18 protein-coding genes are annotated in these 26,996 nt (G+C 64.9%); 6 read left to right on the top strand and 12 right to left on the bottom strand.

Going from position 1 to position 26,996, the window contains the following annotated elements; all coding sequences use genetic code 11:
• Positions 1–837: 837 nt before the first annotated feature.
• Positions 838–3,234 carry a sensor domain-containing diguanylate cyclase gene (locus HU751_RS02350; protein ID WP_186734446.1) on the bottom strand — a complete coding sequence of 799 codons (2,397 nt, stop codon included), beginning with the start codon at positions 3,232–3,234 and terminating at the stop codon, positions 838–840.
• Positions 3,235–3,329: 95 nt separating this feature from the next.
• Positions 3,330–5,528 (bottom strand): bifunctional 23S rRNA (guanine(2069)-N(7))-methyltransferase RlmK/23S rRNA (guanine(2445)-N(2))-methyltransferase RlmL, encoded by a 2,199-nt coding sequence (gene rlmKL / locus HU751_RS02345; protein WP_186734445.1) that lies wholly within the window; start codon positions 5,526–5,528, stop codon positions 3,330–3,332.
• A 549-nt stretch (positions 5,529–6,077) separates the two neighbouring features.
• Here rlmKL and rmf point away from each other — a divergent pair.
• Positions 6,078–6,302, top strand: a complete 225-nt coding sequence (gene rmf / locus HU751_RS02340) for a ribosome modulation factor (RefSeq protein ID WP_186714826.1) — start codon at positions 6,078–6,080, stop codon at positions 6,300–6,302.
• A gap of 214 nt (positions 6,303–6,516) precedes the next feature.
• On the opposite strand, the gene HU751_RS02335 is transcribed toward rmf, so the two are convergent.
• Positions 6,517–7,542 carry a quinone-dependent dihydroorotate dehydrogenase gene (locus HU751_RS02335; protein ID WP_186734444.1) on the bottom strand — a complete coding sequence of 342 codons (1,026 nt, stop codon included), beginning with the start codon at positions 7,540–7,542 and terminating at the stop codon, positions 6,517–6,519.
• A gap of 66 nt (positions 7,543–7,608) precedes the next feature.
• Between HU751_RS02335 and HU751_RS02330 the strand changes: the two genes are divergently transcribed.
• The 4 genes from HU751_RS02330 to HU751_RS02315 all read left to right on the top strand — a co-directional run bounded on the left by HU751_RS02330 (position 7,609) and on the right by HU751_RS02315 (position 12,498).
• On the top strand, positions 7,609–8,883 hold the full coding sequence (locus HU751_RS02330; RefSeq protein ID WP_189657425.1) for a CmpA/NrtA family ABC transporter substrate-binding protein: 1,275 nt from the start codon (positions 7,609–7,611) through the stop codon (positions 8,881–8,883).
• 10 nt (positions 8,884–8,893) lie between these two features.
• Entirely contained in the window at positions 8,894–9,469 is a 576-nt protein-coding gene (locus HU751_RS02325; RefSeq protein WP_186734442.1) for an ANTAR domain-containing response regulator, read from the top strand.
• Positions 9,470–9,618: 149 nt separating this feature from the next.
• Complete coding sequence (locus tag HU751_RS02320; protein WP_186734441.1) at positions 9,619–10,830, top strand: nitrate/nitrite transporter; 1,212 nt, start codon at positions 9,619–9,621, stop codon at positions 10,828–10,830.
• A 9-nt stretch (positions 10,831–10,839) separates the two neighbouring features.
• Entirely contained in the window at positions 10,840–12,498 is a 1,659-nt protein-coding gene (locus tag HU751_RS02315; protein ID WP_186734440.1) for a bifunctional protein-serine/threonine kinase/phosphatase, read from the top strand.
• Between the two features lie 110 nt (positions 12,499–12,608).
• Here the strand turns inward: HU751_RS02315 and HU751_RS02310 are convergent, their stop codons facing one another.
• From HU751_RS02310 to ppsA, 8 genes are all read right to left on the bottom strand, one after another.
• Complete coding sequence (locus HU751_RS02310) at positions 12,609–13,649, bottom strand: OmpA family protein (RefSeq protein ID WP_186734439.1); 1,041 nt, start codon at positions 13,647–13,649, stop codon at positions 12,609–12,611.
• Between the two features lie 110 nt (positions 13,650–13,759).
• A complete protein-coding gene (gene sigX, locus HU751_RS02305; protein WP_050704759.1) occupies positions 13,760–14,326 on the bottom strand; it encodes an RNA polymerase sigma factor SigX in 567 nt (188 codons plus the stop codon).
• Between the two features lie 113 nt (positions 14,327–14,439).
• Positions 14,440–15,264, bottom strand: coding sequence for a mechanosensitive ion channel family protein (locus HU751_RS02300; protein WP_050704758.1), 825 nt, complete (start codon positions 15,262–15,264; stop codon positions 14,440–14,442).
• A gap of 2 nt (positions 15,265–15,266) precedes the next feature.
• Positions 15,267–15,530 (bottom strand): CrfX protein, encoded by a 264-nt coding sequence (locus HU751_RS02295; RefSeq protein WP_186734438.1) that lies wholly within the window; start codon positions 15,528–15,530, stop codon positions 15,267–15,269.
• A gap of 168 nt (positions 15,531–15,698) precedes the next feature.
• On the bottom strand, positions 15,699–16,694 hold the full coding sequence (gene cmaX, locus HU751_RS02290; protein ID WP_186734437.1) for a divalent cation transporter CmaX: 996 nt from the start codon (positions 16,692–16,694) through the stop codon (positions 15,699–15,701).
• Positions 16,695–16,719: 25 nt separating this feature from the next.
• Positions 16,720–17,211 (bottom strand): ribonuclease E activity regulator RraA, encoded by a 492-nt coding sequence (gene rraA / locus HU751_RS02285; RefSeq protein ID WP_023630330.1) that lies wholly within the window; start codon positions 17,209–17,211, stop codon positions 16,720–16,722.
• A 121-nt stretch (positions 17,212–17,332) separates the two neighbouring features.
• Positions 17,333–18,325, bottom strand: a complete 993-nt coding sequence (locus HU751_RS02280) for an alpha/beta fold hydrolase (RefSeq protein ID WP_186734436.1) — start codon at positions 18,323–18,325, stop codon at positions 17,333–17,335.
• A gap of 136 nt (positions 18,326–18,461) precedes the next feature.
• Positions 18,462–20,837 (bottom strand): phosphoenolpyruvate synthase, encoded by a 2,376-nt coding sequence (gene ppsA, locus HU751_RS02275; RefSeq protein WP_186734435.1) that lies wholly within the window; start codon positions 20,835–20,837, stop codon positions 18,462–18,464.
• Positions 20,838–21,015: 178 nt separating this feature from the next.
• Between ppsA and ppsR the strand changes: the two genes are divergently transcribed.
• Positions 21,016–21,834, top strand: a complete 819-nt coding sequence (ppsR, locus tag HU751_RS02270) for a posphoenolpyruvate synthetase regulatory kinase/phosphorylase PpsR (protein ID WP_028692934.1) — start codon at positions 21,016–21,018, stop codon at positions 21,832–21,834.
• Between the two features lie 90 nt (positions 21,835–21,924).
• Here the strand turns inward: ppsR and HU751_RS02265 are convergent, their stop codons facing one another.
• Complete coding sequence (locus HU751_RS02265; protein ID WP_186734434.1) at positions 21,925–26,790, bottom strand: NAD-glutamate dehydrogenase; 4,866 nt, start codon at positions 26,788–26,790, stop codon at positions 21,925–21,927.
• Positions 26,791–26,996: the final 206 nt, after the last annotated feature.

The raw sequence follows: 26,996 nt of genomic DNA, 5'->3' as shown, positions 1-26,996 counted from the left end.
GAACCAAAAAATCCTCGCTCCATTCATCCGGCCCCTACGCTTCGCTTCGGGGTTCCCTCGCTCCGTTCTTGCTCCCGGGAGGACCGCGCTGAACGCCCCATCCTGGGGCGCAGCGCTTGACGGGCATCCATGCCCGTCACCTCCCTCCGCAAGAACTCCGCTCGGCCTCCTGAAGTCGCAATTGGTGGCGCCTGGACTATCGCGCGCTTAGAAGCAAGAGCAAGAGCAAGAGCAAGAGCAAGAGCAAGAAATGCGAATTTAGTTGTTTGACAGTTAATTATGTACTGGCTGTTCCGGCCCTTTTCGCAGGGCAAGCCCTGCTCTTACAGGGTTATATATAACGGCGACTATTGCGTGGGAGCGGGCTTGCCCCGCGATACGGTCGAGAGATCAACTAAGCTTTCAACTAGCGACAGCTGCGCCAGTCCAGGCGCCGCTCGTAACTTCGCGACTTCAGGAGGCCGAACGGAGGTCTTGCGAAGGGAGGTGACGGGCATGGATGCCCGTCAAGCGCTGGGGCCCAGGATGGGCCCTGCAGCGCGGTCCTCCCGGGAGCAAGGCCGGAGTGAGGGAACCCGGAGCGAAGCGTAGGGCCGGATGAATGGAGCGAGGATTTTTTGGTGACTTTTTGATCCTTCAAAAAGTTACCCGCCGTAAGGGCGGAAAGGTGACTAAGCGTCGACATCAAAAATGAATGCGCATAAATCCTTCAACACAATCAAACAATCAAACAACCAAACAACCAAACAACCAAACAATCAAACAATCAAACAATCAAACAATCAAACAATCAAACAACCAAACAACCAAACAACCAAACAACAGATCAAGCTTAACTCAAGACAGCTCCCCCTCAACCCGATCCCTCCCCCCCTGCTTGGCCACATAAACCCCAGCATCCGCCCGCAACAACAACGCATCCGCCCCCTCCCCAACCCGCCACCCCGCCACACCAAAACTCGCCGTCACCCGCCCCACCCCCTCGACCGGCACACTCCGCACCCCCTGCCACAACTCCTGCGCCAGCATCCGCGCCTGCTCGGCATTGCTCCCCGGACACAACACCATGAACTCCTCCCCCCCCAACCGACAAAACACATCGGTCCGCCGCAACCGCTGCCCGATCCGCTGGCAAAGGCTGCGCAGCACATGATCCCCCACCGCATGCCCGAACTGATCGTTGATCCGCTTGAAGTGATCGATATCCAGCATGATCACCGCCAGGTCCAACCCATCCCGCTGTGCCCGATCCAGCTCGTTACGCAACCGCTCCTGGAAATACCGCCGGTTGTAGATCCCGGTCAGCGCATCGGTCACCGACAGCGCCCGCAGCTCCTCCTCTACCCGCTTGAGGTCCGAGATATCGGTCAGGTACCCATGCCAGAGCGTACTGCCGTGCTCGCCGATTTCCGGGGTGGCCTCCCCCCGCACCCAACGCAACCCCGCCCGTGGCAGGCACACCCGGTACTCCTCCCGCCACGGCGTCAGGTACTCGGCGGAGTAACGCACCGAGCGCCGCACCCGCTCCAGGTCGTCCGGATGAATACGCTCGAACACCGCCGCGGCGTCCTGGCGCAGCAACGCCAGGTCCACCTCATAGATGTCGTGCAGGCCCTGGCTGGCATAGGGGAAACAGGAATGACCATCGGCATCCAGACGATACTGGTAGATGCCGCCAGGCACCTCCGCGCTGAGCTTTTCCAGCAGCCGATCACGGGCCGCCAGCGCCTCGTGCACCCGGCGCCGCTCGGTGACATCGATGCAGATCGCCAGGTAACCCACCCACAACCCCTGCTCGTCCAGCACCGCCGTCACCAGCATGTTGGCCAGCAGGTGACTGCCATCCTTGCGCACCAGCGTCCAGTCCGCCGGCTCCGCGCCGCCCTCCTGCACGGTCTCGGCGAACATCGCCTGACCCGCGCCGACCTCACGACCGAAGCGCACGCTCAAGGCGTGGGCACGCTGGTGCAGCTCTTCGGGCAGGACCAGATCCTCGAGCCGCAACTGGCCCAGCGCTTCGCCGGCCGAATAGCCCAGCATGCGTTCGGCGCCCGCGTTGAACGTACCGATCACGCCGCGCAGGCTGGTGGCGATGATCGCCACCTGGGTCGCGGCATCGAGCACGCTGCGCAACTGGTTGTGGGTCTCGCGCAATGACTGCTCGCTGACGCGCAGCTCGGCAGTGCGCCGGGCCACCAGGCCCAGGGCACGCTGGCGCTGGCTGAACAGGCTGTACAGCAGCAACGCCAGCAACACGCTGAGCAGGCCGCCGAGCAACGCCACCACCGGCACCGCCGACGAACGATTGGCCGCGAGAAAGCCCTGGCTGGGGCGAATATCGAGCTGGTAATGGTGGTCGGCCAGGTGCAGCAGGTGACTGCTGGCAAATCCCATCCGCGCCGGCGGCATCCCCGAATCGAACAGCACCTCGTGCCCGCCCTCGGTGGACAGGTCGAGGATGCGCACCACCAGGTTGTCGTCAGCCACCGTCGGCAGGCTCTCGGCGATCAGCTGATGCAGGCTCAGCAAGGCCATGACGTAGCCTCGGGGGGGCTCGCCCGCAGACGCTTCTTCAGCGAACACCGGGGCGACGATCAGCAGGCCACGGGTATAGGTCGGCTCGACGTTGATCATGTCCAGCGGCGCCGACACCGCCATGCTGCCGGGGCTCACGGCCCGGGCCAGGGTCGCGGCGCGCAGCGGCTGTCCGCCCAGGTCGAAGCCGTAGGGCTGGGCCTGGCGGCTCGCCGCCTGGGTGTACAGGACCGGATAGTAGTGATCGCGCGCCGGCGCGGCCTGCCAATCGCCCCGGGCGTCCACGTCGCGGATCTGGTAAGGCTGGCCCAGCCAGGCACTGGCGCGCCGCTCGAAGTCCTCGCGCTGCGCCGCCGCTACCCGCGGTGCCCAGGAGTAGGCCTGGGTGCGGTGCAGCAAGGGACGTGCGTAGCCATCGAACTCGCGGGGGGTGATTTCAGTGGAATAGGCGAAGAACCGGCGCAGGCCGTCCAGGCGCTGCTCCTGTTCCTCGAAACGCTCGGCGATACGGCTGTAGCGCTCACTGGCCAGCAGCTCGAAGCGCTGGCGCAGTTGCTGCTGGTAGAAGGTCTGGGTGGCGATCGCCAGGGCCGCCGTGAGCAACGCCCCGGCGACCAGCGCCGCCAGGGCCACGCCCCAGGCCGACAACTCGTCGCCGAGCAGGCCAAGCCGCTTCACAGGTACGCCCGGGGTCGACATAGAGGACTCCAACCAAGGTCAGCGTCCTGCGTATTGTCCCGCCCTGTCCTGAGTTATAGCCACTGGCCAGCAGGCGTGCCACGTACCTCGTCGGTTCAGCGCAGGCGCAGCTGCCAGGCGCGGTGGATGCGGTTGTTGCGGGCGAAGTCCGGGTCCAGGGTCTGGGCACTGATCTCCTCCACCACGTACCGCGTCGCCAGGTGCTCGTCGAGCTGGAACTTGCGGAAGTTGTTGGAGAAGTACAGCACACCTCCCGGGGCCAGGCGCGCCATGGCCAGGTCGAGCAGCTGCACATGGTCGCGCTGCACGTCGAACACCCCCTCCATGCGCTTGGAATTGGAGAAGGTCGGCGGGTCGATGAAGATCAGGTCGTAGCTGTCCTGGGCGCTCTCCAGCCAGGCCATGACATCGCCCTGCTCCAGGCGGTTGCGCTCGGAGAAACCGTTGAGCGACAGGTTGCGCCGCGCCCAGTCCAGATAGGTCTTCGACAGGTCCACGCTGGTGGTGCTGCGTGCGCCACCCTTGGCCGCGTGCACGGTGGCCGTGGCGGTGTAGCAGAACAGATTGAGGAAACGCTTGCCCGCCGCCTCGCGCTGGATGCGCATGCGCATCGGGCGGTGGTCGAGGAACAACCCAGTGTCCAGGTAGTCGGTGAGGTTGACCAGCAACTTGACGCCGCCTTCGTTGACCTCCTGGAAGCGTCCTTCGGTGGCCTGGCGCTCGTACTGGCGAGTGCCGGTCTGGCGCTCCCGGCGCTTGAGCACCACACGCTGCGGATCGACGCCGAGAGCCTGGGGAATCGCGCTCAGCGCGTCGAGCAGGCGCGCCTGGGCCTTGTCCGGATCGATCGAGCGAGGCGCGGCGTACTCCTGCACATGCACCCAGTCGTGATACAGGTCGACCGCCAGGGCGTACTCAGGCATGTCGGCATCGTACACACGGTAGCAATCGACCTTCTCGCGGCGGGCCCATTTGCCCAGCTGCTTGAAGTTCTTCTGCAGGCGGTTGGCGAACATCTGCGCGCCTTCCGACAGGCGCGCCGGCTCGCTGGCCACCGGGGCCTGGCGACGAGGCTCGCCCTCAGCCGCCTCGACCTGGGCCGAACGACGATCACCGGTAACGAACTGGTCGGGCTGGACCTTGAACAGCAACAGCTTGCACGGCAACGCACCGTTCCAGAAAGCATATTGCTTGTGGCTGCGGATGCCCATGCGCTTGCCCAGCTCCGGCGCGCCGGTGAACACCGCCGCTTCCCAGCCCATGCAGGCCTGGCGCAGGCGCTCGCCGAGGTTCTGGTAGAGGTAAAGCAGGCTGGCTTCGTCGCCCAGGCGCTCGCCGTACGGCGGGTTGCTGATCACCAGGCCTTTCTGGTTCTGGTCCGGGCGCGGTTCGAAGCTGGCCACCTCGCCCTGGTAGATCTTCACCCAGTCGCCCAGGCCCGCGCGCTCGACGTTGTTGCGCCCCGGCTGGATCAACCGCGGGTCAGCCTCATAGCCGCGGATCCACAGCGGCGGCTTGGCCAGGCCGGTCTGAGCCCGGGCCTGGGCCTCGTCGTGGACCTTGCGCCACAGCGCCGGCACATGGCCGAGCCAGGCGCTGAAGCCCCAGCGCTCGCGCTTGAGGTTGGGAGCGATATCGGCGGCGATCATCGCCGCCTCGACCAGGAAGGTGCCCACGCCGCACATCGGGTCGGCCAGGGCCCCGCCCTCGGCCGCAATACGTGGCCAACCAGAGCGGATCAGCACCGCCGCCGCCAGGTTTTCCTTCAAGGGTGCCGCGCCCTGCTGCAGGCGATAGCCACGCTGGTGCAGGCTGTGGCCGGACAGGTCGAGGGACAGGATTGCTTCACCACGGTCCAGGCGCAGATGCACGCGCACATCCGGGTCGACCTTCTCCACCGACGGGCGCAGGCCTTCGCGGTTGCGCAGCTTGTCGACGATCGCATCCTTGACCTTGAGGGCGCCGAAGTGGGTGTTGTCGATGCCCGAGCCATGGCCGCTGAACTCCACCGCCAGGGTGCCATCGGCCGCCAGGTGGTCGGCCCAGTCGACGGCATGCACGCCGTCGTACAGGTCGTCGGCGTTCTTCATCGAGAAGCGCTTGAGCACCAGCAGCACGCGGTTGGCCAGGCGCGACCAGAGGCACAGGCGATAGGCGGTTTCCATGTCGGCGTCGCCGCGAATGGCCGAGGTGTGCTCACGCACCTCGTTCAGGCCCAGTTGACGGGCTTCCTCGGCGAGCAGGCCTTCAAGACCCTTGGGGCAGGTAAGGTAAAGTTCGAAACGGTCCGACATGTGCAATCCAGAGCCTTTGGCTAGGTAGATGGCGAGCCGACGCATCGGCTGCCGCTGTTTGCCCGCACGCCTTTCCACGAGGCGCCCGGGTGGCCCGGCGAAACGCTCGCCAGGCCTGGCCGCCCGTCGATCATGCCTTTGCCGGCTGGCGAAAAAGGCTTTGATCGTCGAGCAGTATGAAAATTGCGTGGACGCTGGGTTCAGATGTGACCCTTCGTCGCATTACCAAATATTACTGTCATCATCCAGCAACGCTGGCCAATTGACGTCAAGGTTGGGTAAACCCTGATCATAGCGGGCTCAACGGCAAACAAGGTTGAGTCGCATTTATTTACTTATCCCCTCACCCTCGGAAAGGTTACGTCCTTATGACAAATCGATCATTCACACTGTGACTCGCATTCGTTAGAACTGATCTCAGGCCGCACCGCAACGGGGCGGCACTTTCAACCCGCCACGCCAGCAGCGGGTGCACTTCGGCAGAACGACTCTGCCCGGCCTCGGAGAGGTCGACGGGACATTTCAGTCAACAAGTGAGGGCAATACCTTATGAGTGATAGAAGAATGAAGCGTAACTCGTCGGAGAAAGATTTTTCACGCGGCTTTCAATACGGCATGCAAGGTAAATCCCGAGAACTGTGCCCAAAACAGGAAGGTACAGCTGGCCATCAAAACTGGATGAACGGTTGGCGCAACGGCCGTGAAGCTTACTGGAACGCTGAAACCGGCATCGCTGGCATTTCTACCCGAAACGAAAACCACGCACTTGGCTGAACGAGGACACTGAATTCGAGTCACCATGCGCGCCCTATCCGGGCGGCGGGCTGCGGCCCAGGGGCCCCTTTGTAGGGGCCCTTTTTTATGCCCCTTTCTTCACTCCATCCAACGGGCAACGTGGGAGCGGCCTTGCCCCGCGATGGCATCTGCCCAAACAACTTGTTCTGGCGCCATCACAGGCCAAGCCCGCTCCCACAATTACAGATTCACTTCATTGTTTCGGCATCGCGGCAATGGCATCCACCGCCTCACGGATCAGCGCAGGCCCCTTATAGATGAAGCCCGAGTAGATCTGCACCAGGCTCGCCCCCGCAGCGATCTTCTCAGCCGCATGGCGTCCTTCGGTGATCCCGCCCGCAGCGATGATCGGCAACTTGCCACCCAGCTCACCGGCCAGCACCTTGACCGTATGGGTGCTCTTCGTCAGCACCGGCGCCCCCGACAGGCCGCCTGCCTCACCGCCATACGGCAGGCCTTCGACGCCCTCGCGCCCCAGGGTGGTGTTGGTGGCGATCACCGCATCCATCCCCGACTCGACCAGCGCCGCCGCCACCAGGGCGGTCTCCTCGTCACTCATGTCCGGCGCGATCTTGATCGCCAGCGGTACGCGCTTGCCGTTCGCCTGCGCCAGCTGCTCACGGCGCTCGGCCAGGGCATCCAGCAGTTGTTTGAGCGAGTCGCCGAACTGCAAGGAACGCAGGCCCGGGGTGTTCGGCGAGCTGACGTTGACGGTGATGTAGCTGGCGTCGTTGTAGACCTTCTCCAGGCAGATCAGGTAGTCGTCCTGGGCCCGCTCGACCGGGGTGTCGAAGTTCTTGCCGATGTTGATGCCAAGCACGCCGGTGTACTTCGCGGCACGTACCCGCGCCAGCAGGTGGTCGACGCCCAGGTTGTTGAAGCCCATGCGATTGATGATGGCCGTTGCTTCCGGCAGGCGGAACAGTCGCGGCTTGGGGTTGCCCGGCTGCGGACGCGGCGTCACGGTGCCGATCTCGACGAAGCCGAAGCCCAGCTGGGCAAAGCCGTCGATGGCCGCGCCGTTCTTGTCCAGGCCCGCGGCCAGGCCGACCGGGTTGGCGAAGTTCAAGCCCATTACCGTCACCGGCAACGCCGCCGGCTGCTTGCACAGCAGGCCGTTGAGCCCAAGGCGGCCACCGGCGCCGATCAGGTCCAGCGAGAGGTCGTGGGAGGTTTCCGGGGAGAGCTTGAACAGCAGCTGGCGGGCCAGGGTATACATGGGCGGGCGGACTCGCGGTGTGTGAGGGGGCGATTATAGCCAGCGCGCCGCCGGGACGACAGGGCCATGGCACATGGGTTGCTATGTCTGCTGCATGCAGCCATCCGTGAATGCCCGAGGATTCTCGTGAACACACTCCTCCCGACAACGCCCCTGGCCTGGGTCAACGGCAGCGACGCGCCGGAAAAGCCCAGCCTGGACATCGGTTTCATGGCCCTGACCGACTGCGCCTCGGTGGTGGTCGCCGCCACCCAGGGCTTCGCCCAGCAGTTCGGCCTGACCCTCAACCTGCGCCGCCAGGCCTCCTGGGCCGGGCTGCGCGACAAGCTGGTCAGCGGCGAGCTGGACGCCGCCCACTGCCTCTATGGCCTGGTGTACGCGGTGCACCTGGGCATTGGCGGCGTGCCCGCCAGCCCCCTGGCCGTGCTCATGGGCCTTAACCAGAACGCCCAGGCCATCAACCTCTCCCCTGCACTGCAGCGCAAGGGCGTGACCAGCCCCGAGGCACTGGCGCGGCTGGTGCACCAACAGGGCGCACGACTGACCTTCGCCCAGACCTTCCCCACCGGCACCCATGCCCTGTGGCTGTACTACTGGCTGGCCAGCCAGGGCATCCACCCGCTGCGCGACGTGACCAGCGTGGTGGTGCCCCCGGCGCAGATGGCCGCCCACCTGCAGGCCGGACGCATCGACGGTTTCTGTGTCGGCGAGCCCTGGTCGGCGGACGCCCTCGCCAGGGGCCAGGGCTTCACCCTGGCCACCAGCCAGTCGATCTGGCCCGACCATCCGGAAAAGGTCCTGGCCAGTGCCCGCGGCTTCGTCGAACAGTACCCCAACAGCGCCCGGGCGCTGATCAAGTCGGTACTTGCCGCCGCGCGCTTCATCGAGCAGAGCCAGGAGAACCGCCGAGGCACCGCGCAACTGCTCAGTGGCAGCGCCTACCTGGACACCCCGGTCGGCAGCATCGAGCCACGCCTGCTCGGCGACTACCAGGACGGCCTGGGCCATCGCTGGCACGACCCTCACGCCCTGCGCCTGTTCGACCAGGGGCGGGCCAACCTGCCGTACCTGTCCGACGGCATGTGGTTCATGACCCAGTTCCGCCGCTGGGGCCTGCTGCGTGACGACCCGGACTACCTGGCCGTCGCCGGCCAGGTGCAGCAGCTGGCGCTGTACCGCGAGGCCGCCACGGCGCTGGGCATCCCCTGCGCCGACCCGCCCATGCGCAGCAGCCTGCTGATCGACGGCAGTCGCTGGGACGGCTGCGACCCCCATGGCTATGCGCGCAGCTTCGCCCTGCACGCCCTGGTCGCGGCGCCTGGCGCCCGCGCCCATCGCTGAGGGCCCGGCCATGTTGCGCATCCTGCTGATCGACGACACGGAAAAGAAGGTCGGCCGCCTCAAGGCCGCCCTGATCGAGGCCGGCTTCGAGGTGATCGAGGCGGGTAGCCTGAGCATCGACCTGCCCGCCTGTGTCGAAACGGTGCACCCGGACGTGGTGCTGATCGATACAGAGTCACCGGGCCGGGACGTGATGGAACAGGTGGTGCTGGTCAGCCGCGACCGGCCGCACCCCATCGTGCTGTTCACCGACGAGCATGACCCCGGTGTGATGCGCCAGGCGATCCAGGCCGGGGTCAGCGCGTACATCGTCGAGGGTATCCAGGCCACGCGCCTGCAACCGATCCTCGATGTGGCCATGGCCCGCTTCGAAAGCGATCAGGCACTCAAGGCCCAACTGCTGGCCCGCGACCAGCAGTTGGCCGAGCGCAAGCGCATCGAGCAGGCCAAGGGCCTGCTGATGAAGATGAAGGACTGCAACGAGGAACAGGCCTACACCCTGATGCGCCGCCAGGCCATGAGCCGCCAGCAGAAGCTGATCCAGGTGGCGGAACAGATCATTGCCATGTCGGAGATGCTGGGCTGACGCCATCACACTTGGCCCGGCTCTTGCTGAACATAGCCCGGTAGCCAACGGCGGTTGCCCCCATACCCTGACAAAGACGTCGCTTGCCCTTCCACAACCGTGGACCGGGCAGTGGCGTCTTTTCGTTTCCGCGCCCAACGAGGTGTTCGATGAATACGAGCTTCTGGAAATCCGGGCATGTGCCCACGCTGTTCGCCGCCTTCCTGTATTTCGACCTGAGTTTCATGGTCTGGTACCTGCTCGGCCCACTGGCGGTGCAGATCGCCGCCGACCTGCAACTGAGCGCACAGCAACGGGGCCTGATGGTGGCCACGCCGATCCTCGCCGGCGCGGTACTGCGCTTCGCGATGGGCCTGCTGGTCGATCGCCTGTCACCCAAGACCGCCGGCCTGATTGGCCAGGTCATCGTGATCGCCGCCCTGGCCTGCGCCTGGCACCTGGGGGTGCGCAGCTACGAGCAGGCATTGCTGCTGGGCGTGTTCCTCGGCTTCGCCGGGGCCTCGTTCGCCGTGTCCCTGCCGCTGGCCTCGCAGTGGTATCCGCCCCAGCACCAGGGCAAGGCCATGGGCATCGCCGGCGCCGGCAACTCCGGCACGGTGTTCGCCGCGCTGCTGGCCCCGGCGCTGGCCGCAGGCTTCGGCTGGAACAATGTGTTCGGCTTCGCCGTGCTGCCCTTGCTGCTGACGCTTGTGCTGTTCGCCCTGATGGCGCGCAATGCGCCCCAACGCCCCAGGCCCAAGGCCATGGCCGACTACCTCAAGGCCCTGGGTGACAGGGATAGCTGGTGGTTCATGTTCTTCTACAGCGTGACCTTCGGCGGCTTCATCGGCCTGGCCAGCGCCCTGCCCGGCTACTTCAGCGACCAGTACGGCCTGAGCCCCGTGACCGCCGGCTACTACACCGCTGCTTGCGTGTTCGCCGGCAGCCTGATGCGCCCCCTCGGCGGTGCCCTGGCCGACCGTTTCGGCGGGATCCGCACCCTGCTGGCGATGTACGGCGTGGCCGCCGTGTGCATCGCCGCGGTGGGCTTCAACCTGCCCAGCGCGGCGGCGGCCCTGGCGCTGTTCGTCAGTGCCATGCTCGGATTGGGCGCCGGCAACGGCGCGGTATTCCAGCTGGTGCCGCAGCGCTTTCGCCAGGAGATCGGCGTGATGACCGGGCTGATCGGCATGGCGGGAGGCATCGGCGGTTTCCTGCTTGCCGCAGGCCTGGGCACCATCAAGCAGCATACCGGCGACTACCAGCTCGGCCTGTGGCTGTTCGCCAGCCTCGGCCTGCTGGCCTGGTTCGGCCTGCATGGGGTCAAGCAACGCTGGCGCACCACCTGGGGCTCGGCGGCGATCACCGCGGCGCGGGTCTGAGGCCTTGCCATGAGCCTGCGACTGAGCTTTGCCCAGGCCAGCGCCACCGGGCCGCGTCCGGAAAACCAGGATGCCCTGCGCCTGGTGACCCCAGCGCCGGAGCTGGCCGCGAGCAAGGGCTACCTGTGCGCACTGGCCGACGGTGTCAGCCAGTGCGCCGACGGCGGCCTGGCGGCGCGGGCCAGCCTGCAGGCCCTGGCCCTGGACTATTACGCCACGCCCGCCACCTGGGGCGTGGCCCAGGCCCTGGACCGCCTGCTCACGGCGCAGAACCGCTGGCTGCGTGCCCAGGGTAATGGCCAGCCGCTGCTGACCACCCTCAGCGCCCTGGTGCTGCGCGGAAGGCGATTCACCCTGGCCCATGTCGGCGATTGTCGGGTGTATCGCTGGCAGGCCGACCAGCTGCACTGCCTGAGCGAAGACCATGTCTGGGACCAGCCCGGCATGCAGCATGTGCTCAAGCGCGCGCTGGGGCTGGACCAGCACCTGCTGGTGGACTACCTGGAAGGCGACCTGCGCGAAGGCGAGTGCTTCGTGCTGCTCAGCGACGGCGTGTGGGCCAGCCTGGGCGATGCGCACATCCAGTCGATCCTGCGCGAACAGCCCGATTTGCAGGTGGCCGCCGACACCCTGGTGGCCAGCGCCCACCATCGCGGCAGCCAGGACAACGCCAGCGCCCTGCTGGTGCGGGTCGATCAACTGGGCACCAGCAGTCTGGGCGACACCCTGGCGCAACTCCAGCAATGGCCGCTGCCTGGCGCGCTGCGTGATGGCCAGCTGATCGATGGCTGGCAAGTCGAGGGATTGCTCAACCAGAGCCGACAATCACTGCTGTACCGGGTCCGCGACCCGAACGGCCAGCCCTGGCTGCTCAAGACCTTGCCGCAGTCCCGCGACCAGGAGCCCGGCGCCGCCCAGGCCCTGCTGCTGGAAGAGTGGTTCCTGCGCCGTGTCGCCGGCCGCCACTTCCCTGAGGTCCACCCCGCCAGCCAACGCCAGCATCTGTACTACCTGATGCGCGAATACCCGGGCACGACCCTGGCCGGGCAGCCCCCGCTACCGCTGGCGCAATGGCTGGAGGTCGCCCGCCAGTTGCTGCAGGCCGTCGGCGTGCTGCATCGGCGCAACCTGCTGCACCGCGACATCAAGCCGGGCAACCTGCACCACGGCAGCGATGGCCAACTGCGCCTGCTGGACTTCGGGCTGGCGTACTGCCCGGGGCTTTCCGAGGACCCGCCTCATGCCCTGCCGGGCACGCCCTCGTTCCTCGCCCCGGAAGCCTTCGACGGCCTGCCCCCCGCGCCAAGACAGGACCTGTATGCCGTGGGCGTGACCCTTTACCACCTGCTCACCGGCCACTACCCCTACGGCGAGGTCGAGGCGTTCCAGCGGCCACGCTTCGGCACGCCAGTGAACCCGGCACGCTATCGGCCGGATCTGCCGGAGTGGTTGCAGCGCAACCTGTTGCAGGCGGTGGCGGCAGACCCGGCGCAGCGGTTCGAGACCGCCGAGCAGTGGCTGCTGTTGCTGGAGCGTGGAGATCGCCAGGAGCTGGCCGAACGGCCACGGCCACTGCTGGAACGCGAGCCGTTGAAGGTTTGGCGCACGATTGGGTTGGTGTCGTTGCTGTTGAACATTGTGTTGTTGCTGGTGCTGCTCAAGCACTGAGCGCGCAGGCGAGTGACGCTCCTACAAAGGCGGGACGAGGCCTGCCTCGACAAATGGCAGGCAAAGAAAAACCCGGCCGAGGCCGGGTTTTTCGTGAAGCGTCAGACCAATTACTTGGACTGGGCTTCTACCTGAGCTTCTACGCGACGGTTGACGGCGCGGCCAGCTTCGGTGGCGTTGTCGGCGACCGGACGGGTCTCACCGTAGCCAACCGAGTCAACACGGCTCGATTCAACACCGTAGTCCTGGGTCAGGACTTTCTTGACGGCATCGGCACGACGCTGGGACAGCTTCTGGTTGTAAGCGTCTGGACCCACGGAGTCAGTGTGACCTTCCACGGTGGTGGTGGTCTGTGGGTACTGCTTCATGAAGTCAGCCAGGTTCTTGATGTCGCCATAGCTGTTGGTCTTGACGACCGACTTGTCGAAGTCGAACTTGACGTCCAGCTCAACGCGAACGACTTCGGCAACAGCCGGGCAGCCATCAGCGTCAACGGTAACGTTGGCTGGGGTGTCAGGGCACTTGTCGACGTTGTCGCAGACGCCGTCGTTGTCGCTGTCGGAGCAGACTTCGGCAACTGGAGCCGGCGCAGGAGCGGCTTTCTGGCCACCGCTGCCACCGAAGTTCAGACCCAGACCAACGGTCGGACCCCACTCGGTGTTGCCGTTGTCGATGTTGTACATGGCTTCGACGCCGGCACGGGCGAAGAACATGTCGGTGATGTACCACTTGGCGCCAGCGCCAACGTTGGCGAAGGTGGAGTGGTCACGGCCGCTGCGAGTGGCCTGGCCCAGGCTCTCGTGAGCGAAACCAGCGGAAACGTACGGACGCAGGGCGTCACCGACGGTACCGAAGTGGTAGGTGGCGTCCAGCTTGGTCTTGGAGCCTTTGATGTCTTTGTTGAAGACTTCGCCACGAGCGTTGTGGGTCTCGTTGTAGCCCAGGTCCAGGGAGACGTCGTCGGTCAGGAAGTAACCGAGGCGAACACCAGGATTGGTGCCGTCGTTCTTGAAGTTACGTTCGCTGTCGTAGTACTGCTTGGTGACGTTGCCTTCGATTTCGACAGCGCCTTGGCCTTGAGCCAGAACGCCGAACGAAGTAGCGGCCACGAGCGAGCCAATGGCCAAGCCCAAGGTGTTTTTCAATTTCATCCGTTAAATCCCCATCTGGTGATAGTTAAGCAGTCCCACCAACATCCGGGGGACAACTCGACGGCAAGTCTAGCAGAACTTGCCGGTTGGTTAGAGGTATTTGCTGGCCACTAAGTTTCAGCCAGGCCTGCAAATTTCTCTCTAAGCTTGTCGAGCGCACGCTTGTAGCGCATTTTCGTGGCGCTCAGGCCCATGTGCATGATGTCGGCGATCTCCTGGAATTCCAGCTCTGCGACAAATCGCAGCACCAGGATTTCCCGGTCGATCGGGTTCACATGCACCAGCCATTTGTCCAGCCCGCCTTTCTCCTCCGGCTTCGGTGCCTTGTCCTCGGACGCCTCTTCGACAGGGTCCAGACTCAGGGCATCCATCAACCGGCGCTTGCGGCGCTCCTTGCGGTACTGGGTGATGCATTCGTTGTAGGTGATGCTGTAGAGCCAGGTCTTGAACTTGGACTTGCCCTCGAAGTTCTTCAACCCGTAGAGCACCTTGAGCATCACCTCCTGACAGACATCGTCGGCATCCCGATCGTTCCCCAGGTAGCGCGCGCAGACGTTGAACAGCGTGCGCTGGTAGCGGCGCATCAGCTCCTCGTAGGCGCGGGTGACATGAAACAGCTCCTCATGCGAACGCGCCACCAACTCCTCGTCGGTGAGCTCGCGGGGGTCATAGCGCATGGGCGGCGAATGAACTTTATTCAAAACGGATCTGGCCGACAGTCAGGTCAATGTCGCCGCTCGGCCCCCAGGGCCGATTTTTGCGGCGGCATACATTAACAGCTTTTGTGCGGTTAGCGGCTATTCACGCGCTGCTCGAGCAGCTCGCGATTAGACAACGACACCAGTTCGCCATCATCGGTCAGCAGGGTCGTCTTGACCGTGCCGATTTCCTCGATGTGCCCCTCGACCTCGCCAATACGCACTTGCTGGCCGACTTGATACAGCTCGCGCACATAGATGCCGGCCAGGATCTGCCCGGCGATTTCCCGGCTGCCCAGGCCCATGGCCAACGCAATTGCCAGACCAACGGTAATCAACCCAATGACGATCACGTGGTTCAGCAGGTCGGTCTTGACCTCGAGCTGGCTGATGGCCACCGAGATGCTGATGATGATCACCAGGCCCTGGGCGATGCGCCCGACGCCGGCGGCGTATTCCAGGCCGATGCCCTCGGCGGCGCCGCGCACCAGGCCGTTGACCAGTTGCGCCAGGAGCACACCCGCCAGCAGCACCAGGGCCGCGCCAAACACCTTGGGCAGGTACAGGGCGAGCATGTCGAGGGTCGCCGAGACCCGCTCGAGCCCCAGGGATTCGGCGGCCGAGACCAGGAAGATCAGGAGCACGAACCAGTAGACGATCTTGCCGATCAGGGTCGAGATCGGCACCTGGATGCCGACCCGGGCGAGCATCTTGGTCAGCCCGGTACCGCTCATCAGGCGATCCAGGCCGAACTTGGCGAGCACCTTGGACAGCAGGGTGTCGAGCAGCTTGGCCACGACGAAGCCGAGCAGCACCACAACCAGCGCGCCGAACAGGTTGGGGATGAAGTTCGCCACCTTGGTCCAAAGGGCAGTCATGGCGGTGACCAGGCTCTGGGTCCAGAGATCGAGTTCCATATTCAATCGGCCTTATCTGCGGTGCTGCCGGCGGCAGGTTTGCGGGTAGAGTTGCGACGGACCGGCGCGACATGCGCCGAACCATTGTTCACGGCGATCAGCAGCGCCTGGCTCCAGCGGCCAAGCAGGCTGAACAGATCGCCCGCGCCGACCTGGCGGTTGGCGGTCTTGAGCACGCGACCCAGGCAGGCGGCATCGTCGCGGTCCTGGCCGGACGGCGACGCCTTGAGCAGGTCGCGCAGGGATTCTTCAAACGGATCGTGCATGGGCACCTCGCGCAATGTCAGTCAAAGACGAGGGCGCCGAGCGATGGGTCACACAGGGATGTGGGACGAATGTTTCAAAATGAGTGTGCGAGCCCATCGCGGGGCAAGCCCGCTCCCACGAAACCACGCTGAGAACGTGGGAGCGGGCTTGCCCCGCGACAAGACACATCACACCCACCGCAACCGCCGGAACAGCAGCCATTGCCCTACCGCCAGCCCCAGCACGATCAGGCTGGCGAACAGGAATCCATAGGGGCTGTCGGAGCCCGGAATGCCGCCGACATTGATTCCCAGCAGCCCGGTAATAAAGCTCATGGGCAGGAAGATGCAGGTGATGATGCCGAACCGGTACATGGTCCGGTTCATCCGCTCGCTGCGCCGCCGGTCCTCGCTTTCCAGCACCAGCGCGGCGCGTTCGCGGGCCAGTTCGAGTTCTTCAAGGTAGCGGATCAGGCTGTTGTTCAGCTCGTTCCAGTAGTCCCCATCGGCATCGGCGAACCAGCTGTATTTATTGCGCGACAACTGGGCATAGATGTCGCGTTGGGGGGCGAGGAAACGCCGCAGGCCGGCAGCGCGGCGACGGATCTGCTGCAGACTGCCCTGGGCTGGCGAATACCGTTCGTCGGATTCTGCCTTTTCTTCCTCCAGATCGACCGCTTCGGCCAGGTCACTGACCAGCGCCTGGACCTTTTCGGTCAACAGCTCTCCCATCAGCAACAGCAGTTCGGAGGCAGTCTTCGGCCCCCTGCCCTCGTCCAGTTGCTGCAGGACCTCGTCACTCGCCCGCAGAGGCCGCAGACGCAGGGAAATGACCCGCCGCGCCTCGGCGAAGATGCGCACCGAGACCATGTCCTCGGGCTCGGCGCCCGGATTGAGGTTGACCCCGCGCAGGAACAGCAGCATCTGCTCGTCGGCCAATGGCAGCAGGCGCGGGCGGGTGTTCTCCTCCAGCAGCAGTTCGCAGGCGAACTCGCTGAGACCGCTGTCGTGAAGCAGCCAGGTGCGGGTCTGCGGGTGACTGCGGTCCCAGTGCAGCCACAGGCTCTCCTGGGGCTGCAGCTGCAGGTCGTCCAGCTCGGTGCGGGCGATCGAACGCGCGCCACCCTTGCCATCGAGCACCAGGGCATGCACCAGGCCCCACTGCGCGTTGTCTTCCTCGAACATCAAAGCTCCATCGGTGTACGGCGCGTCACTCGGGCATTTTCAGCGGGCTTGGCGAGACCAGCACACCGTTGTTGTCGGCATACACGTACTCGCCCGGGCGGAAGGTCACGCCGGCGAAGGTCACCGCGACATTGAGGTCGCCGATGCCGCGCTTGTCGGTCTTCATCGGGTGGCTGGCCAGGGCCTGGATACCGACATCGGTCTGCGCCAGCACGTCCACGTCACGCACGCAGCCGTAGATCAGCAGGCCTTCCCAGCCATTCTTCGCAGCCTTCTCGGCGAGCATGTCGCCCAGCAGCGCGCGGCGCAGCGAGCCCCCCCCATCGACCACCAGGACCTTGCCCTTGCCGTCGAGCTCGACCTGCTCCTTCACCAGCGAGTTGTCCTCGAAGCACTTGATGGTGACGATCTGGCCACCGAACGAGTCGTGGCCGCCGAAGTTGCTGAACATCGGTTCTAGCACCTGGACCAGGTCCGGGTAGGCGTCGCACAGGTCGGGCGTTACGTAATGCTGCATGGGAAACTCCTGTCAGTCACAACGAAAGCGGATGTGGAGCAAGGCTACACCGCAGGAGGCCGGCAGTCATCCGGGACCGAGCAGTCAGTTTGCCTTTACCTGCGAAGAAGCCGACACGCAATCAATTGGCGGGCAGCGGCTCCATCACCACCGTCGAAGCATGCACCGGCACCTGCGGATCCCTCAGCCAGCGCTCCACCAGCGGCCACACCTGGGTTTGCGCCGCCTTGCTGACCAGCATGTCGACATGTCCGAAGGCCTCGAAGCCTTCCTCGCGCCCCAGGCGCAGGAACTGCCTGGCGTCACCGCCAAACTGCTCGAACAACTTGCGGCAGGCCCACACCGGGTCCTGGAAGTCACCGGCACCGGCCACCGCCAGCAGCGGCACCTCGACCTCGGCCAGGCCCGCCCACCAGTCCTTGTCCTTGTCGCCAAAGCGGCCGAACAGGCCATTCCAGCGCAGGCTCTCCAAAGCCAGGCCGATGGGTTCGTCCTCCGGACCACGCTTGAGGCGCGAACCCGAGATCTGCGCGAAGCGCTTGAGCAGCACGCGCGCGCCCCACTCCACCGGCGGTACCTTCAGCGGCCAGTAGACCCGGCTGACCTGGGTGCCGAACAGCGCCGCGCTGGCCACCAGCGAAGTGTCCAGATAACCGCTGCCCAGCGCCGCCGCCAGGGTGGTGCCGCCCAGCGAGTGACCGACCCAGTGCGGCGCCTGCCCGGCCTGTTCGCGGACGAAGGCGCCGATCACCGGCAGGTCGTAGCGGGCATAGTCGGCCACCCGGTTCTGCCGCCAATCGCGGTTGCGCGGCGACAGGCCGTGGCCACGCATCTCCGGGATCCACACATCGAAACCGGCGCGGGCCAGGTAGGCGCCCAGGCCGATGCCCTTGGGCGAGTACCAGAAGCGCCGGTTGGAGAAACTGCCGTGCAGGAGAATGACCGGCACGCCCTGGGCGCGTTCCTGATCAGCCAGGCCCAGGCGGGTGACGGCCAGCTCGACGCTCGAATCGGGGCTGTTGCCGGCCTTGATCCGATAGACGTCTTCGCTGAGGTCGCCGCGGCGCTCGGCACTGAGCAACGCGACGGGGAATTGGGTGGAGCTGCTTTGCATGGGTTCACGAAAAAACAGGTGACTTGAACGTGGGAGCGGGCTTGTCCCGCGATGATGTCAGAGCAGACTACAGAGGTGTCTTCGCTGACGCTATCGCGGGGCAAGCCCGCTCCCACAGTGTGTTGCCTTCAGCGCATCACGCCGCGCCCTGGCCCTCGGCCAGGAAGAACCAGGTCTCGAGCACCGAGTCCGGGTTCAGCGACACGCTCTCGATGCCCTGCTCCATCAGCCACTTGGCCAGGTCCGGGTGGTCCGACGGGCCTTGGCCGCAGATGCCGATGTACTTGCCGGCCTTGTTGCACGCGGCGATGGCGTTGGCCAGCAGCTTCTTCACGGCCGGGTTACGTTCATCGAACAGGTGCGCGATGATGCCCGAATCGCGATCCAGGCCCAGGGTCAGCTGGGTCAGGTCGTTGGAGCCGATGGAGAAGCCGTCGAAGTACTCGAGGAACTCTTCGGCGAGGATGGCGTTGGACGGCAGCTCGCACATCATGATCACGCGCAGGCCATTGTCGCCGCGGGCCAGGCCGTTCTCGGCGAGCAGGTCGACAACCTGGCTGGCTTCGCCCAGGGTGCGCACGAACGGCACCATGATCTCGACGTTGGTCAGGCCCATCTCGTTGCGCACGCGCTTCAGCGCACGGCACTCGAGCTCGAAGCAGTCACGGAACGACTCGCTGATGTAACGCGAGGCGCCGCGGAAGCCCAGCATCGGGTTCTCTTCTTCCGGCTCGTAGAGCTTGCCGCCGATCAGGTTGGCGTACTCGTTGGACTTGAAGTCCGACAGGCGCACGATGACCTTTTTCGGGTAGAAGGCCGCGGCCAGGGTGCTGATGCCCTCGACCAGCTTCTCGACATAGAAGCCGACCGGGTCGTCGTAGCCGGCGATGCGCTTGTCGACGCTTTCCTTCAACTCCGGCGGCAGGCCGGCGTAGTTGAGCAGCGCCTTGGGGTGCACGCCGATCATGCGGTTGATGATGAATTCCAGGCGCGCCAGGCCGACACCGGCGTTGGGCAGCTGGGCGAAGTCGAAGGCGCGGTCCGGGTTGCCGACGTTCATCATGATCTTGAACGGCAGTTCCGGCATGGCATCGACCGAGTTCTGCTTGACGTCGAAGCCCAGCTCGCCTTCGAAGATGAAGCCGGTGTCGCCTTCGGCGCAGGACACGGTGACGCCCTGGCCGTCTTTCAGGACCTGGGTGGCGTTGCCGCAGCCGACGACGGCCGGAATGCCCAGTTCACGGGCGATGATCGCCGCGTGGCAGGTACGCCCGCCGCGGTTGGTGACGATGGCGCTGGCGCGCTTCATCACCGGCTCCCAGTCCGGGTCGGTCATGTCCGAAACCAGCACGTCGCCCGGCTGGACCTTGTCCATTTCCGAGACATCGTTGATCACGCGGACCTTGCCGGCGCCGATGCGCTGGCCAATGGCGCGGCCCTCGACCAGCACGGTGCCCTTCTCTTTCAGCAGGTAACGCTCCATGACATTGGCGCTGGAACGGCTCTTCACGGTCTCGGGACGGGCCTGGACGATGTACAGCTTGCCGTCGTCACCGTCCTTGGCCCACTCGATGTCCATCGGGCGCTGGTAGTGCTGCTCGATGATCATTGCCTGCTTGGCCAGCTCGTTGACCTCGGCGTCGCTCAGGCAGAAGCGCGCGCGCTCGGCACGCTCGACCTCGACGGTCTTGACCGAGCGACCGGCCTTGGCTTCGTCGCCGTAGACCATCTTGATCGCCTTGCTGCCCAGGTTGCGGCGCAGGATCGCCGGACGGCCGGCCTGCAGGGTCTGCTTGTGCACGTAGAATTCGTCAGGGTTGACCGCGCCCTGCACCACGGTTTCGCCCAGGCCGTAGGCGCCGGTGATGAATACCACGTCGCGGAAGCCCGACTCGGTGTCGAGGGTGAACATCACGCCGGCGGTGCCGGTCTCGGAGCGGACCATGCGCTGCACGCCGGCGGACAGGGCCACCAGCTTGTGGTCGAAGCCCTGGTGCACGCGGTAGGAAATGGCGCGGTCGTTGAACAGCGAGGCGAACACTTCCTTGGCCGCGCGGATCACGTTGTCGACGCCACGGATGTTGAGGAAGGTCTCCTGCTGGCCGGCAAAGGAGGCATCCGGCAGGTCTTCGGCGGTGGCCGAGGAACGCACGGCCACGGCCATGTTGTCATTGCCAGCGGCCATTTCGGCGAAGGCGGTTCGGATTTCGCTATCTAGACGCGTGGGGAAATCGGCTTCCATCACCCACTGGCGAATCTGCGCGCCGGTCTTGGCCAGGGCGTTGACGTCATCGACATCCAGCGCATCGAGCGCGGCGTGGATGCGGTCGTTGAGGCCACTTTGCTCGAGAAAATCGCGGTACGCCTGAGCCGTAGTGGCAAAGCCGCCCGGCACCGAGACACCGGCACCTGCGAGGTTACTGATCATCTCGCCCAGGGATGCGTTCTTGCCCCCCACATGCTCCACATCATGGACGCCGAGCTTATCGAGGGAAACTACGTACTCTACCAAGGTGATCTCTCCACTAACTGTATTGGAAAAGCTCAAGGGCGCCCGCCTGCCTGACTGACTGGGCCGGACGCTTGTGGCCTGGACCTGGAAAATAAGTGAGAATGCCGAGCAACCGCGTTCGGCAAACCGAACCTATCATATCCAGAAATCTTCGGCAGCTTAAGGCCCCCAGGTGCAAATGAAACGAACCGCGTTCTTCATCTCCGACGGTACCGGCATCACTGCAGAAACGCTGGGCCAGAGCCTGCTCGCACAATTCGAGAGCATTCCGTTCAATAAATTCACGCGCCCCTACATCGACACGCTGGACAAGGCCCGGGCCATGGTCCAGCAGATCAACGCCGCGGCCGAGCGCGACGGGGTGCGTCCGATCATTTTCGACACCATCGTCAACCAGGACATCCGTGAGGTCATGGCCACGTCCAATGGCTTCATGATCGACATCTTCTCGACGTTTTTATCCCCGCTCGAGCAGGAATTGACCGCCCATTCGTCGTATTCCGTGGGCAAATCCCACTCGATCGGCGGCAATTCCAACTACATGGAGCGTATCGAGGCGGTCAACTTCGCCCTCGACAACGACGACGGCGCACGTACCCACTACTACGACAAGGCCGACCTGATCCTGGTTGGCGTGTCGCGCTGCGGCAAGACCCCGACCTGCCTGTACATGGCCATGCAGTTCGGCATCCGCGCCGCCAACTACCCGTTGACCGAGGACGACATGGAGCGCCTGCAGCTGCCGGCGGTGCTGAAGAAGCACCACAGCAAGCTGTTCGGCCTGACCATCGACCCCGACCGCCTGACCGCCATCCGCCACGAGCGCAAGCCCAACAGCCGCTACTCGAGCTTTGCCCAGTGCGAGTTCGAGGTGCGCGAGGTGGAGAACCTGTTCCGCCGGGAGAACATTCCCAACATCAACTCCACGCACTTCTCGGTGGAGGAGATCTCGGCGAAGATCCTGGTGGAGAAAGGTGTGGAGCGCAGGTTCAAGTAACACCGCTCCTACACAAAATTGTGAAACTCCAACTCCAAATAGAAAGCCCCGGCATCACTGCCGGGGCTTTCTTTTACCTCAACACCAGGCTCAGGACGGAATCACCGCCGCCTGCCCGCTCATTGCCAGGTCGACCAGCTCGCGGTTGGCCACCGCATACATCGCATAGTCGGTGCCGGTGGCGTTGCGCAGGTCGTCAAGCATGGCGCGCCAGCGCTCGACCATCACCCGGTGCTGCTCGCACCACAGCGCCACCCGTGCATCCATATCTTGCGGCGCGTCGGCCATCTGCAGCACGGAGATGGTGATCGCCCGTTGCTGCAGGTCGATATCGTCGCGGAACGCCTCGCGGGCCAGGGCCTGCCAGTTGTTCTCCACCGGCAGGTTGCTGATCTCCTGCAGGTACCAGGTCAGGTCCAGCGAGCTGCCCACGGCGAAGAACGCCTTGGCCACCTGCGCCGGATCGTGACCGGTGACATCCGAGGCCTCGATGATCGGCAACAGGGTGTACAGGTGGGTGGTGCCGGCAACCATGCGTGCCAGCAACTCTGGCACACCGGCCTCGACGAAGCCCTGGTAGCGGACCATCCAGCGCTCGCGGGTCGGCCCTTCCAGCAGTTCGTCGAGCTTGAGCCCCAGTTGCGCGAGCACCGGCCCGAAGTGGGCAACGTCACGACCCGCGTCCTGCTCGTTGCGACGGCTGCGCAGGAACCAGCGGGTGGCACGGCGGCCCAGGCGCATCAGCTCGTCCATCAGGGTCAGCTGGATCTCGGCCGGGACTTGGTAATCCAGGGCCTCGATCTGGCGGAACCAGTGCGGCAAGTGGAAGATGTCACGCACGATCACATAGGCGCCGGCGACGTTGGCCGGGCTCATGCCGGTGGACTCCTTCAGGCGCTGGACGAAGGTGATGCCCATGTTGTTGACCAGGTCGTTGGCGATCTGGGTGCTGACGATCTCGCGCTTCAGGCGGTGACGGCGCATCGAGTCGGCAAACTTGCTCACCAGCGACGGCGGGAAGGCCGTCTCCATGTCGCGGGTCAGGTAGTCGTCGTCCGGCACCAGCGACTTGAGCAGTTGCTCCTTGAGGTCGATCTTGCTGTACGAGATCAGCACCGACAGCTCGGCGCGGGTCAGACCCTGCCCTGCCGCCAGGCGCTCGGCCAGCTGCTCCTCGGTGGGCAGGAACTCGATGGCACGGTCCAGCTTGCCACGGGCCTCGAGGTCGGCCATCAGGCGCTTGTACTCGGCGATCCGCTCGCGGGCGCGGCGGGCCGCCAACGACAGCGCCTGGGTCTGCTTGTAGTTGTTGCCCAGCACCAGGCCTGCAACTTCGTCGGTCATGCTGCCCAGCAGCTGGTTGCGCTGCTTCTCGGTCATGTCGCCACCCTGCACCACTTCGTTGAGCAGGATCTTGATGTTGACCTCATGGTCGGAGCAGTCCACGCCGCCGGCGTTGTCGATGAAGTCGGTGTTGGTGGCGCCGCCGTTGAGGCCGAACTCGACCCGGCCGAGCTGGGTCATGCCCAGGTTGCCGCCCTCGCCCACCACCTTGCAGCGCAGCTCGTTGCCATTGACACGCAGGGCGTCGTTGGCCTTGTCGCCGACATCGGCGTGGCTTTCAGTGCTGGCCTTGACGTAGGTGCCGATACCGCCGTTCCACAGCAGGTCCACCGGCGCCTGCAGCAGCGCATGCAGCAGCTCGGTCGGGGTCAGGCGGTCGGCTTCGATGGCGAAGCGCTCCTTCATCTGCGGGCTGATGGCGATGCTCTTGGCGCTGCGCGGGAAGATCCCGCCGCCTTCGGACATGATACCGGTGTCGTAGTCGCTCCAGGCCGAGCGCGGCAGGTCGAACAGGCGCTTGCGCTCGACGAAGCTGGTGGCCGGGTCCGGGTTCGGGTCGATGAAGATGTGCAGGTGGTTGAACGCGGCCACCAGCTGCAGCTTGTCGGACATCAGCAGGCCGTTGCCAAACACGTCGCCGGCCATGTCGCCGACACCGACCACGGTGATCGGGTCTTCCTGCACGTTGATGCCGCGCTCGCGGAAGTGACGCTGCACGCCGACCCAGGCGCCACGGGCGGTGATGCCCATCTTCTTGTGGTCGTAGCCGGCCGAACCGCCCGAGGCGAAGGCGTCGCCCAGCCAGAAGCCGTAGTCGATGGCGATGCCGTTGGCGATGTCGGAGAAGGTCGCGGTGCCTTTGTCCGCCGCCACCACCAGGTAGGGGTCGTCGTCATCGTGACGCACCACGTTGGCCGGCGGTACCACGCCACCGTCCTTGAGGTTGTCGGTGATGTCGAGCAGGCCGGAAATGAAGATGCGGTAGCACGCCACGCCTTCGGCGGCGATCTCGTCACGGCTGCCGCCCAGCGGCAGGCGGCGCGGCAGGAAGCCGCCCTTGGCGCCCACCGGCACGATCACCGAGTTCTTCACCTGCTGGGCCTTGACCAGGCCGAGCACTTCGGTGCGGAAGTCCTCTTCGCGGTCCGACCAGCGCAGGCCGCCGCGGGCGACGTTGCCAAAGCGCAGGTGCACGCCCTCGACCCGTGGCGAATAGACGAAGATCTCGAATTTCGGCACCGGTTTCGGCAGTTCCGGGATCAGCTTGGGGTTGAACTTGAAGCTGAAGTACGACTTGTTCTGGCCGTTGGCGTCCGGCTGGTAGAAGTTGGTGCGCAGGGTGGCCTTGATCAGGTCCAGGTAGCGGCGCAGGATGCGGTCCTCGTTGAGCACCTGGACCTCGTCCAGAGCGCTGAGGATCGCCTGCTCCAGGCGCTGCTGCTTGTCGTCCAGATCGTCCTGGGTCAGCTTGCGCGCCAGGTAGAAGCGGGTCTTGAACAACCGGGTCAGCTCGCGGGCGATGTCGGTGTGGTTGTTCAGGGTGCTGGCGATGTAGCCCAGGTCGAAGCCCAGGCGGATCTGCTTGAGGTAGCGGGCGTAGGCGCGCAGCAGCGCCACGTCGCGCCACGGCAGGCCGGCGGTCAGCACCAGGCGGTTGAAGGCGTCGTTCTCGGCGTCGCCCTTGACGATATGGACGAAGGCGTCCTGGAAGGTGTCATTGAGCTGCTGGATATCAAGATTGAGGCCTTCGCTGTAGGTGAAGGCGAAGTCGTGGATCCAGAACTCGCGACCGCTGGCGTGGCGCAGGCGGTACGGGAACTCGCCGAGCACGCGCAGGCCGAGGTTTTCCAGGATCGGCAGTACGTCCGACAGCGCCAGCGGCGTATCGGCGTGGTACAGCTTGCAGTGCAGCTGGCGCTCGCCCAGCTGGGTCAGCGGCTGGTAGAAGCTCATGGCCAGTGGCTTGGCTTCAGACAGGTTCAGCACATGCTGCATGTCGACCACCGCCGAGTGCGCGGCGAAGCGCTCGCGGTAGCCGGCCGGGAAGCCTTTCGGGAAGTCGGCCAGGATGTTGGTGCCGTGGGCCTCGCCGAAGTTCTCCACCACCAGCGCCGAGAAGTCGTCCTGCCACGAACGGCAGGCCTGGATCACTTCGTTTTCCAGCTGTTGCGGGTCGATGTCGATGCGGTTCTTCGGGTCCACCCGCAGGATCAGTTGCACACGGGCCAGCACCGATTCGGAGAAGAAGGTCCAGAACTCGCAGTCGGTGGCCTTCAGGCGCTCCATCAGTACCTGCTGGATCTTCTGTCGCACCTCGGTGGAGTAGATCTCACGTGGCACATAGGCTAGGCAGTAGCAGAAGCGGCCGTACGGGTCCTTGCGCAGGAACACGCGGATCTTGTTGCGCTCCTGGATCTGCACGATCGACATGACGGTGCTGAGCAGTTCGTCGACCGGCGTCTGGAACAGGTCGTCACGGGGCAGCACCTCGAGGACCTGGGCCAGCTCCTTGCCCAGGTGGGCCTTGGGGTCGAAATTGGAGCGGCGCTCGACTTCGGCGACCTTGCCACGGATGTACGGGATGGTGTGCACGCTCTCGCCGTACACCGACGAGGTGTACAGGCCCATGAAGCGGCATTCCTTGATGACCTTGCCGTCCTGGTCGATCTGGCGGATCGACACGTAGTCCGGGTATGCCGGGCGGTGTACGCGGCTCGGCTGCGAGGCCTTGGCGAACGACAGCAGGCGCGGCTCGCGCAGATAGGCGACGGCGTAGTCCTCGATGCGCAGGTCGTCGGCGCCCAGGCCTGCGCGCAGCAGGCGGGCCAGGCCGAGGAACGAGGCCTCGTCGTAGACCAGGTGGCCGCCGTCGGTGTCGGACTCGACGGTGAACTCCTCGTAGCCGAGGAAAGTGAAGTGGTTGTCCAGCAGCCACGACAGGAAGCTCTTGACCTCGGCCTTGTCGTTCTGCGCCGGGCCGAAGGCGTTCTGCTCCACCAGTTCCAGCAGCTCGCGGATCTTGGCTTTCATCGGCTCGAAGTCGGCGACCACGCCGCGCACTTCGGCCAGCACCTGCTCCAGCTCCATGCTCAGGGTGTTGAGCTCGGCGGCATTGGCGCAGCGGTCGATCTCCAGGTACATCAGCGACTCATGGCTGACGCCCTCGCCCTGGGTGCCCTTGGGCAGCAGTTCGACCAACTCGCCCTTGGCGCTGCGGCGCACGCTGAGCACGGTGGTCTGCAGGGTGTGGATGCTGTAGCCGCGGCGGTTGAGCTCGGTGCGCACCGAGTCGACCAGGAACGGCAGGTCATGGTGCAGCACCTCGACCACGGTGTGGGTCGATTGCCAGCCGTGGCGTTCGTAATCGGGGTTGTAGACCCGCACCTGCGGGTGTTCGGGGTCGAAGCGCTCGATGATGCGCCAGGCGGACAGCGTGCAGCCGGCCAAGTCCGACAGCCTGCGCTGAGTGAGTTCGTCCAGAGAGATGATGCCGAAGAACTGCTCGGCGAACAGCGCCACTTGTGGCAGGGACTGTTCGCTGATGTGCTGCGCCAGGGCCACCTGCAGTTGATGCTGGAAGTCGGCTTTGCTGGCTGCGGTGAAAAACGCCATCTGTGGTACTCCGCTTGGGCTTTGTTATAGGTGAAGCGTCGCGTACGTCCGCCGTGTACGGATCAACGATAGCCAACCCGCGGCAAGCCGGACGGTAAAACCAGGCGTTGGACATGAGCGTCATGTCCACCGACTGGGGAGCTTAACGACTGAACGGTCACTACGGCTTGCAGCGCTGCGACAATTTCGGTCAATGCGCGGTAACT

This window comes from Pseudomonas peradeniyensis (genome assembly GCF_014268935.2).
Classification (GTDB): domain Bacteria; phylum Pseudomonadota; class Gammaproteobacteria; order Pseudomonadales; family Pseudomonadaceae; genus Aquipseudomonas; species Aquipseudomonas peradeniyensis.
The sequence above is the reverse complement of the archived record's forward strand: the minus strand, read 5'-3'. Positions and strand labels throughout refer to the sequence as shown.

Bases quoted from the DNA above. Each gene is read 5' to 3' on its own strand.
- HU751_RS02350 (WP_186734446.1), bottom strand. From the start codon at position 3,234: ATGTCGACCCCGGGCGTACCTGTGAAGCGGCTTGGCCTGCTCGGCGAC.
- rlmKL (WP_186734445.1), bottom strand. From the start codon at position 5,528: ATGTCGGACCGTTTCGAACTTTACCTTACCTGCCCCAAGGGTCTTGAA.
- rmf (WP_186714826.1), top strand. From the start codon at position 6,078: ATGAGTGATAGAAGAATGAAGCGTAACTCGTCGGAGAAAGATTTTTCA.
- HU751_RS02335 (WP_186734444.1), bottom strand. From the start codon at position 7,542: ATGTATACCCTGGCCCGCCAGCTGCTGTTCAAGCTCTCCCCGGAAACC.
- HU751_RS02330 (WP_189657425.1), top strand. From the start codon at position 7,609: ATGGCACATGGGTTGCTATGTCTGCTGCATGCAGCCATCCGTGAATGC.
- HU751_RS02325 (WP_186734442.1), top strand. From the start codon at position 8,894: ATGTTGCGCATCCTGCTGATCGACGACACGGAAAAGAAGGTCGGCCGC.
- HU751_RS02320 (WP_186734441.1), top strand. From the start codon at position 9,619: ATGAATACGAGCTTCTGGAAATCCGGGCATGTGCCCACGCTGTTCGCC.
- HU751_RS02315 (WP_186734440.1), top strand. From the start codon at position 10,840: ATGAGCCTGCGACTGAGCTTTGCCCAGGCCAGCGCCACCGGGCCGCGT.
- HU751_RS02310 (WP_186734439.1), bottom strand. From the start codon at position 13,649: ATGAAATTGAAAAACACCTTGGGCTTGGCCATTGGCTCGCTCGTGGCC.
- sigX (WP_050704759.1), bottom strand. From the start codon at position 14,326: ATGCGCTATGACCCCCGCGAGCTCACCGACGAGGAGTTGGTGGCGCGT.
- HU751_RS02300 (WP_050704758.1), bottom strand. From the start codon at position 15,264: ATGGAACTCGATCTCTGGACCCAGAGCCTGGTCACCGCCATGACTGCC.
- HU751_RS02295 (WP_186734438.1), bottom strand. From the start codon at position 15,530: ATGCACGATCCGTTTGAAGAATCCCTGCGCGACCTGCTCAAGGCGTCG.
- cmaX (WP_186734437.1), bottom strand. From the start codon at position 16,694: ATGTTCGAGGAAGACAACGCGCAGTGGGGCCTGGTGCATGCCCTGGTG.
- rraA (WP_023630330.1), bottom strand. From the start codon at position 17,211: ATGCAGCATTACGTAACGCCCGACCTGTGCGACGCCTACCCGGACCTG.
- HU751_RS02280 (WP_186734436.1), bottom strand. From the start codon at position 18,325: ATGCAAAGCAGCTCCACCCAATTCCCCGTCGCGTTGCTCAGTGCCGAG.
- ppsR (WP_028692934.1), top strand. From the start codon at position 21,016: ATGAAACGAACCGCGTTCTTCATCTCCGACGGTACCGGCATCACTGCA.
- HU751_RS02265 (WP_186734434.1), bottom strand. From the start codon at position 26,790: ATGGCGTTTTTCACCGCAGCCAGCAAAGCCGACTTCCAGCATCAACTG.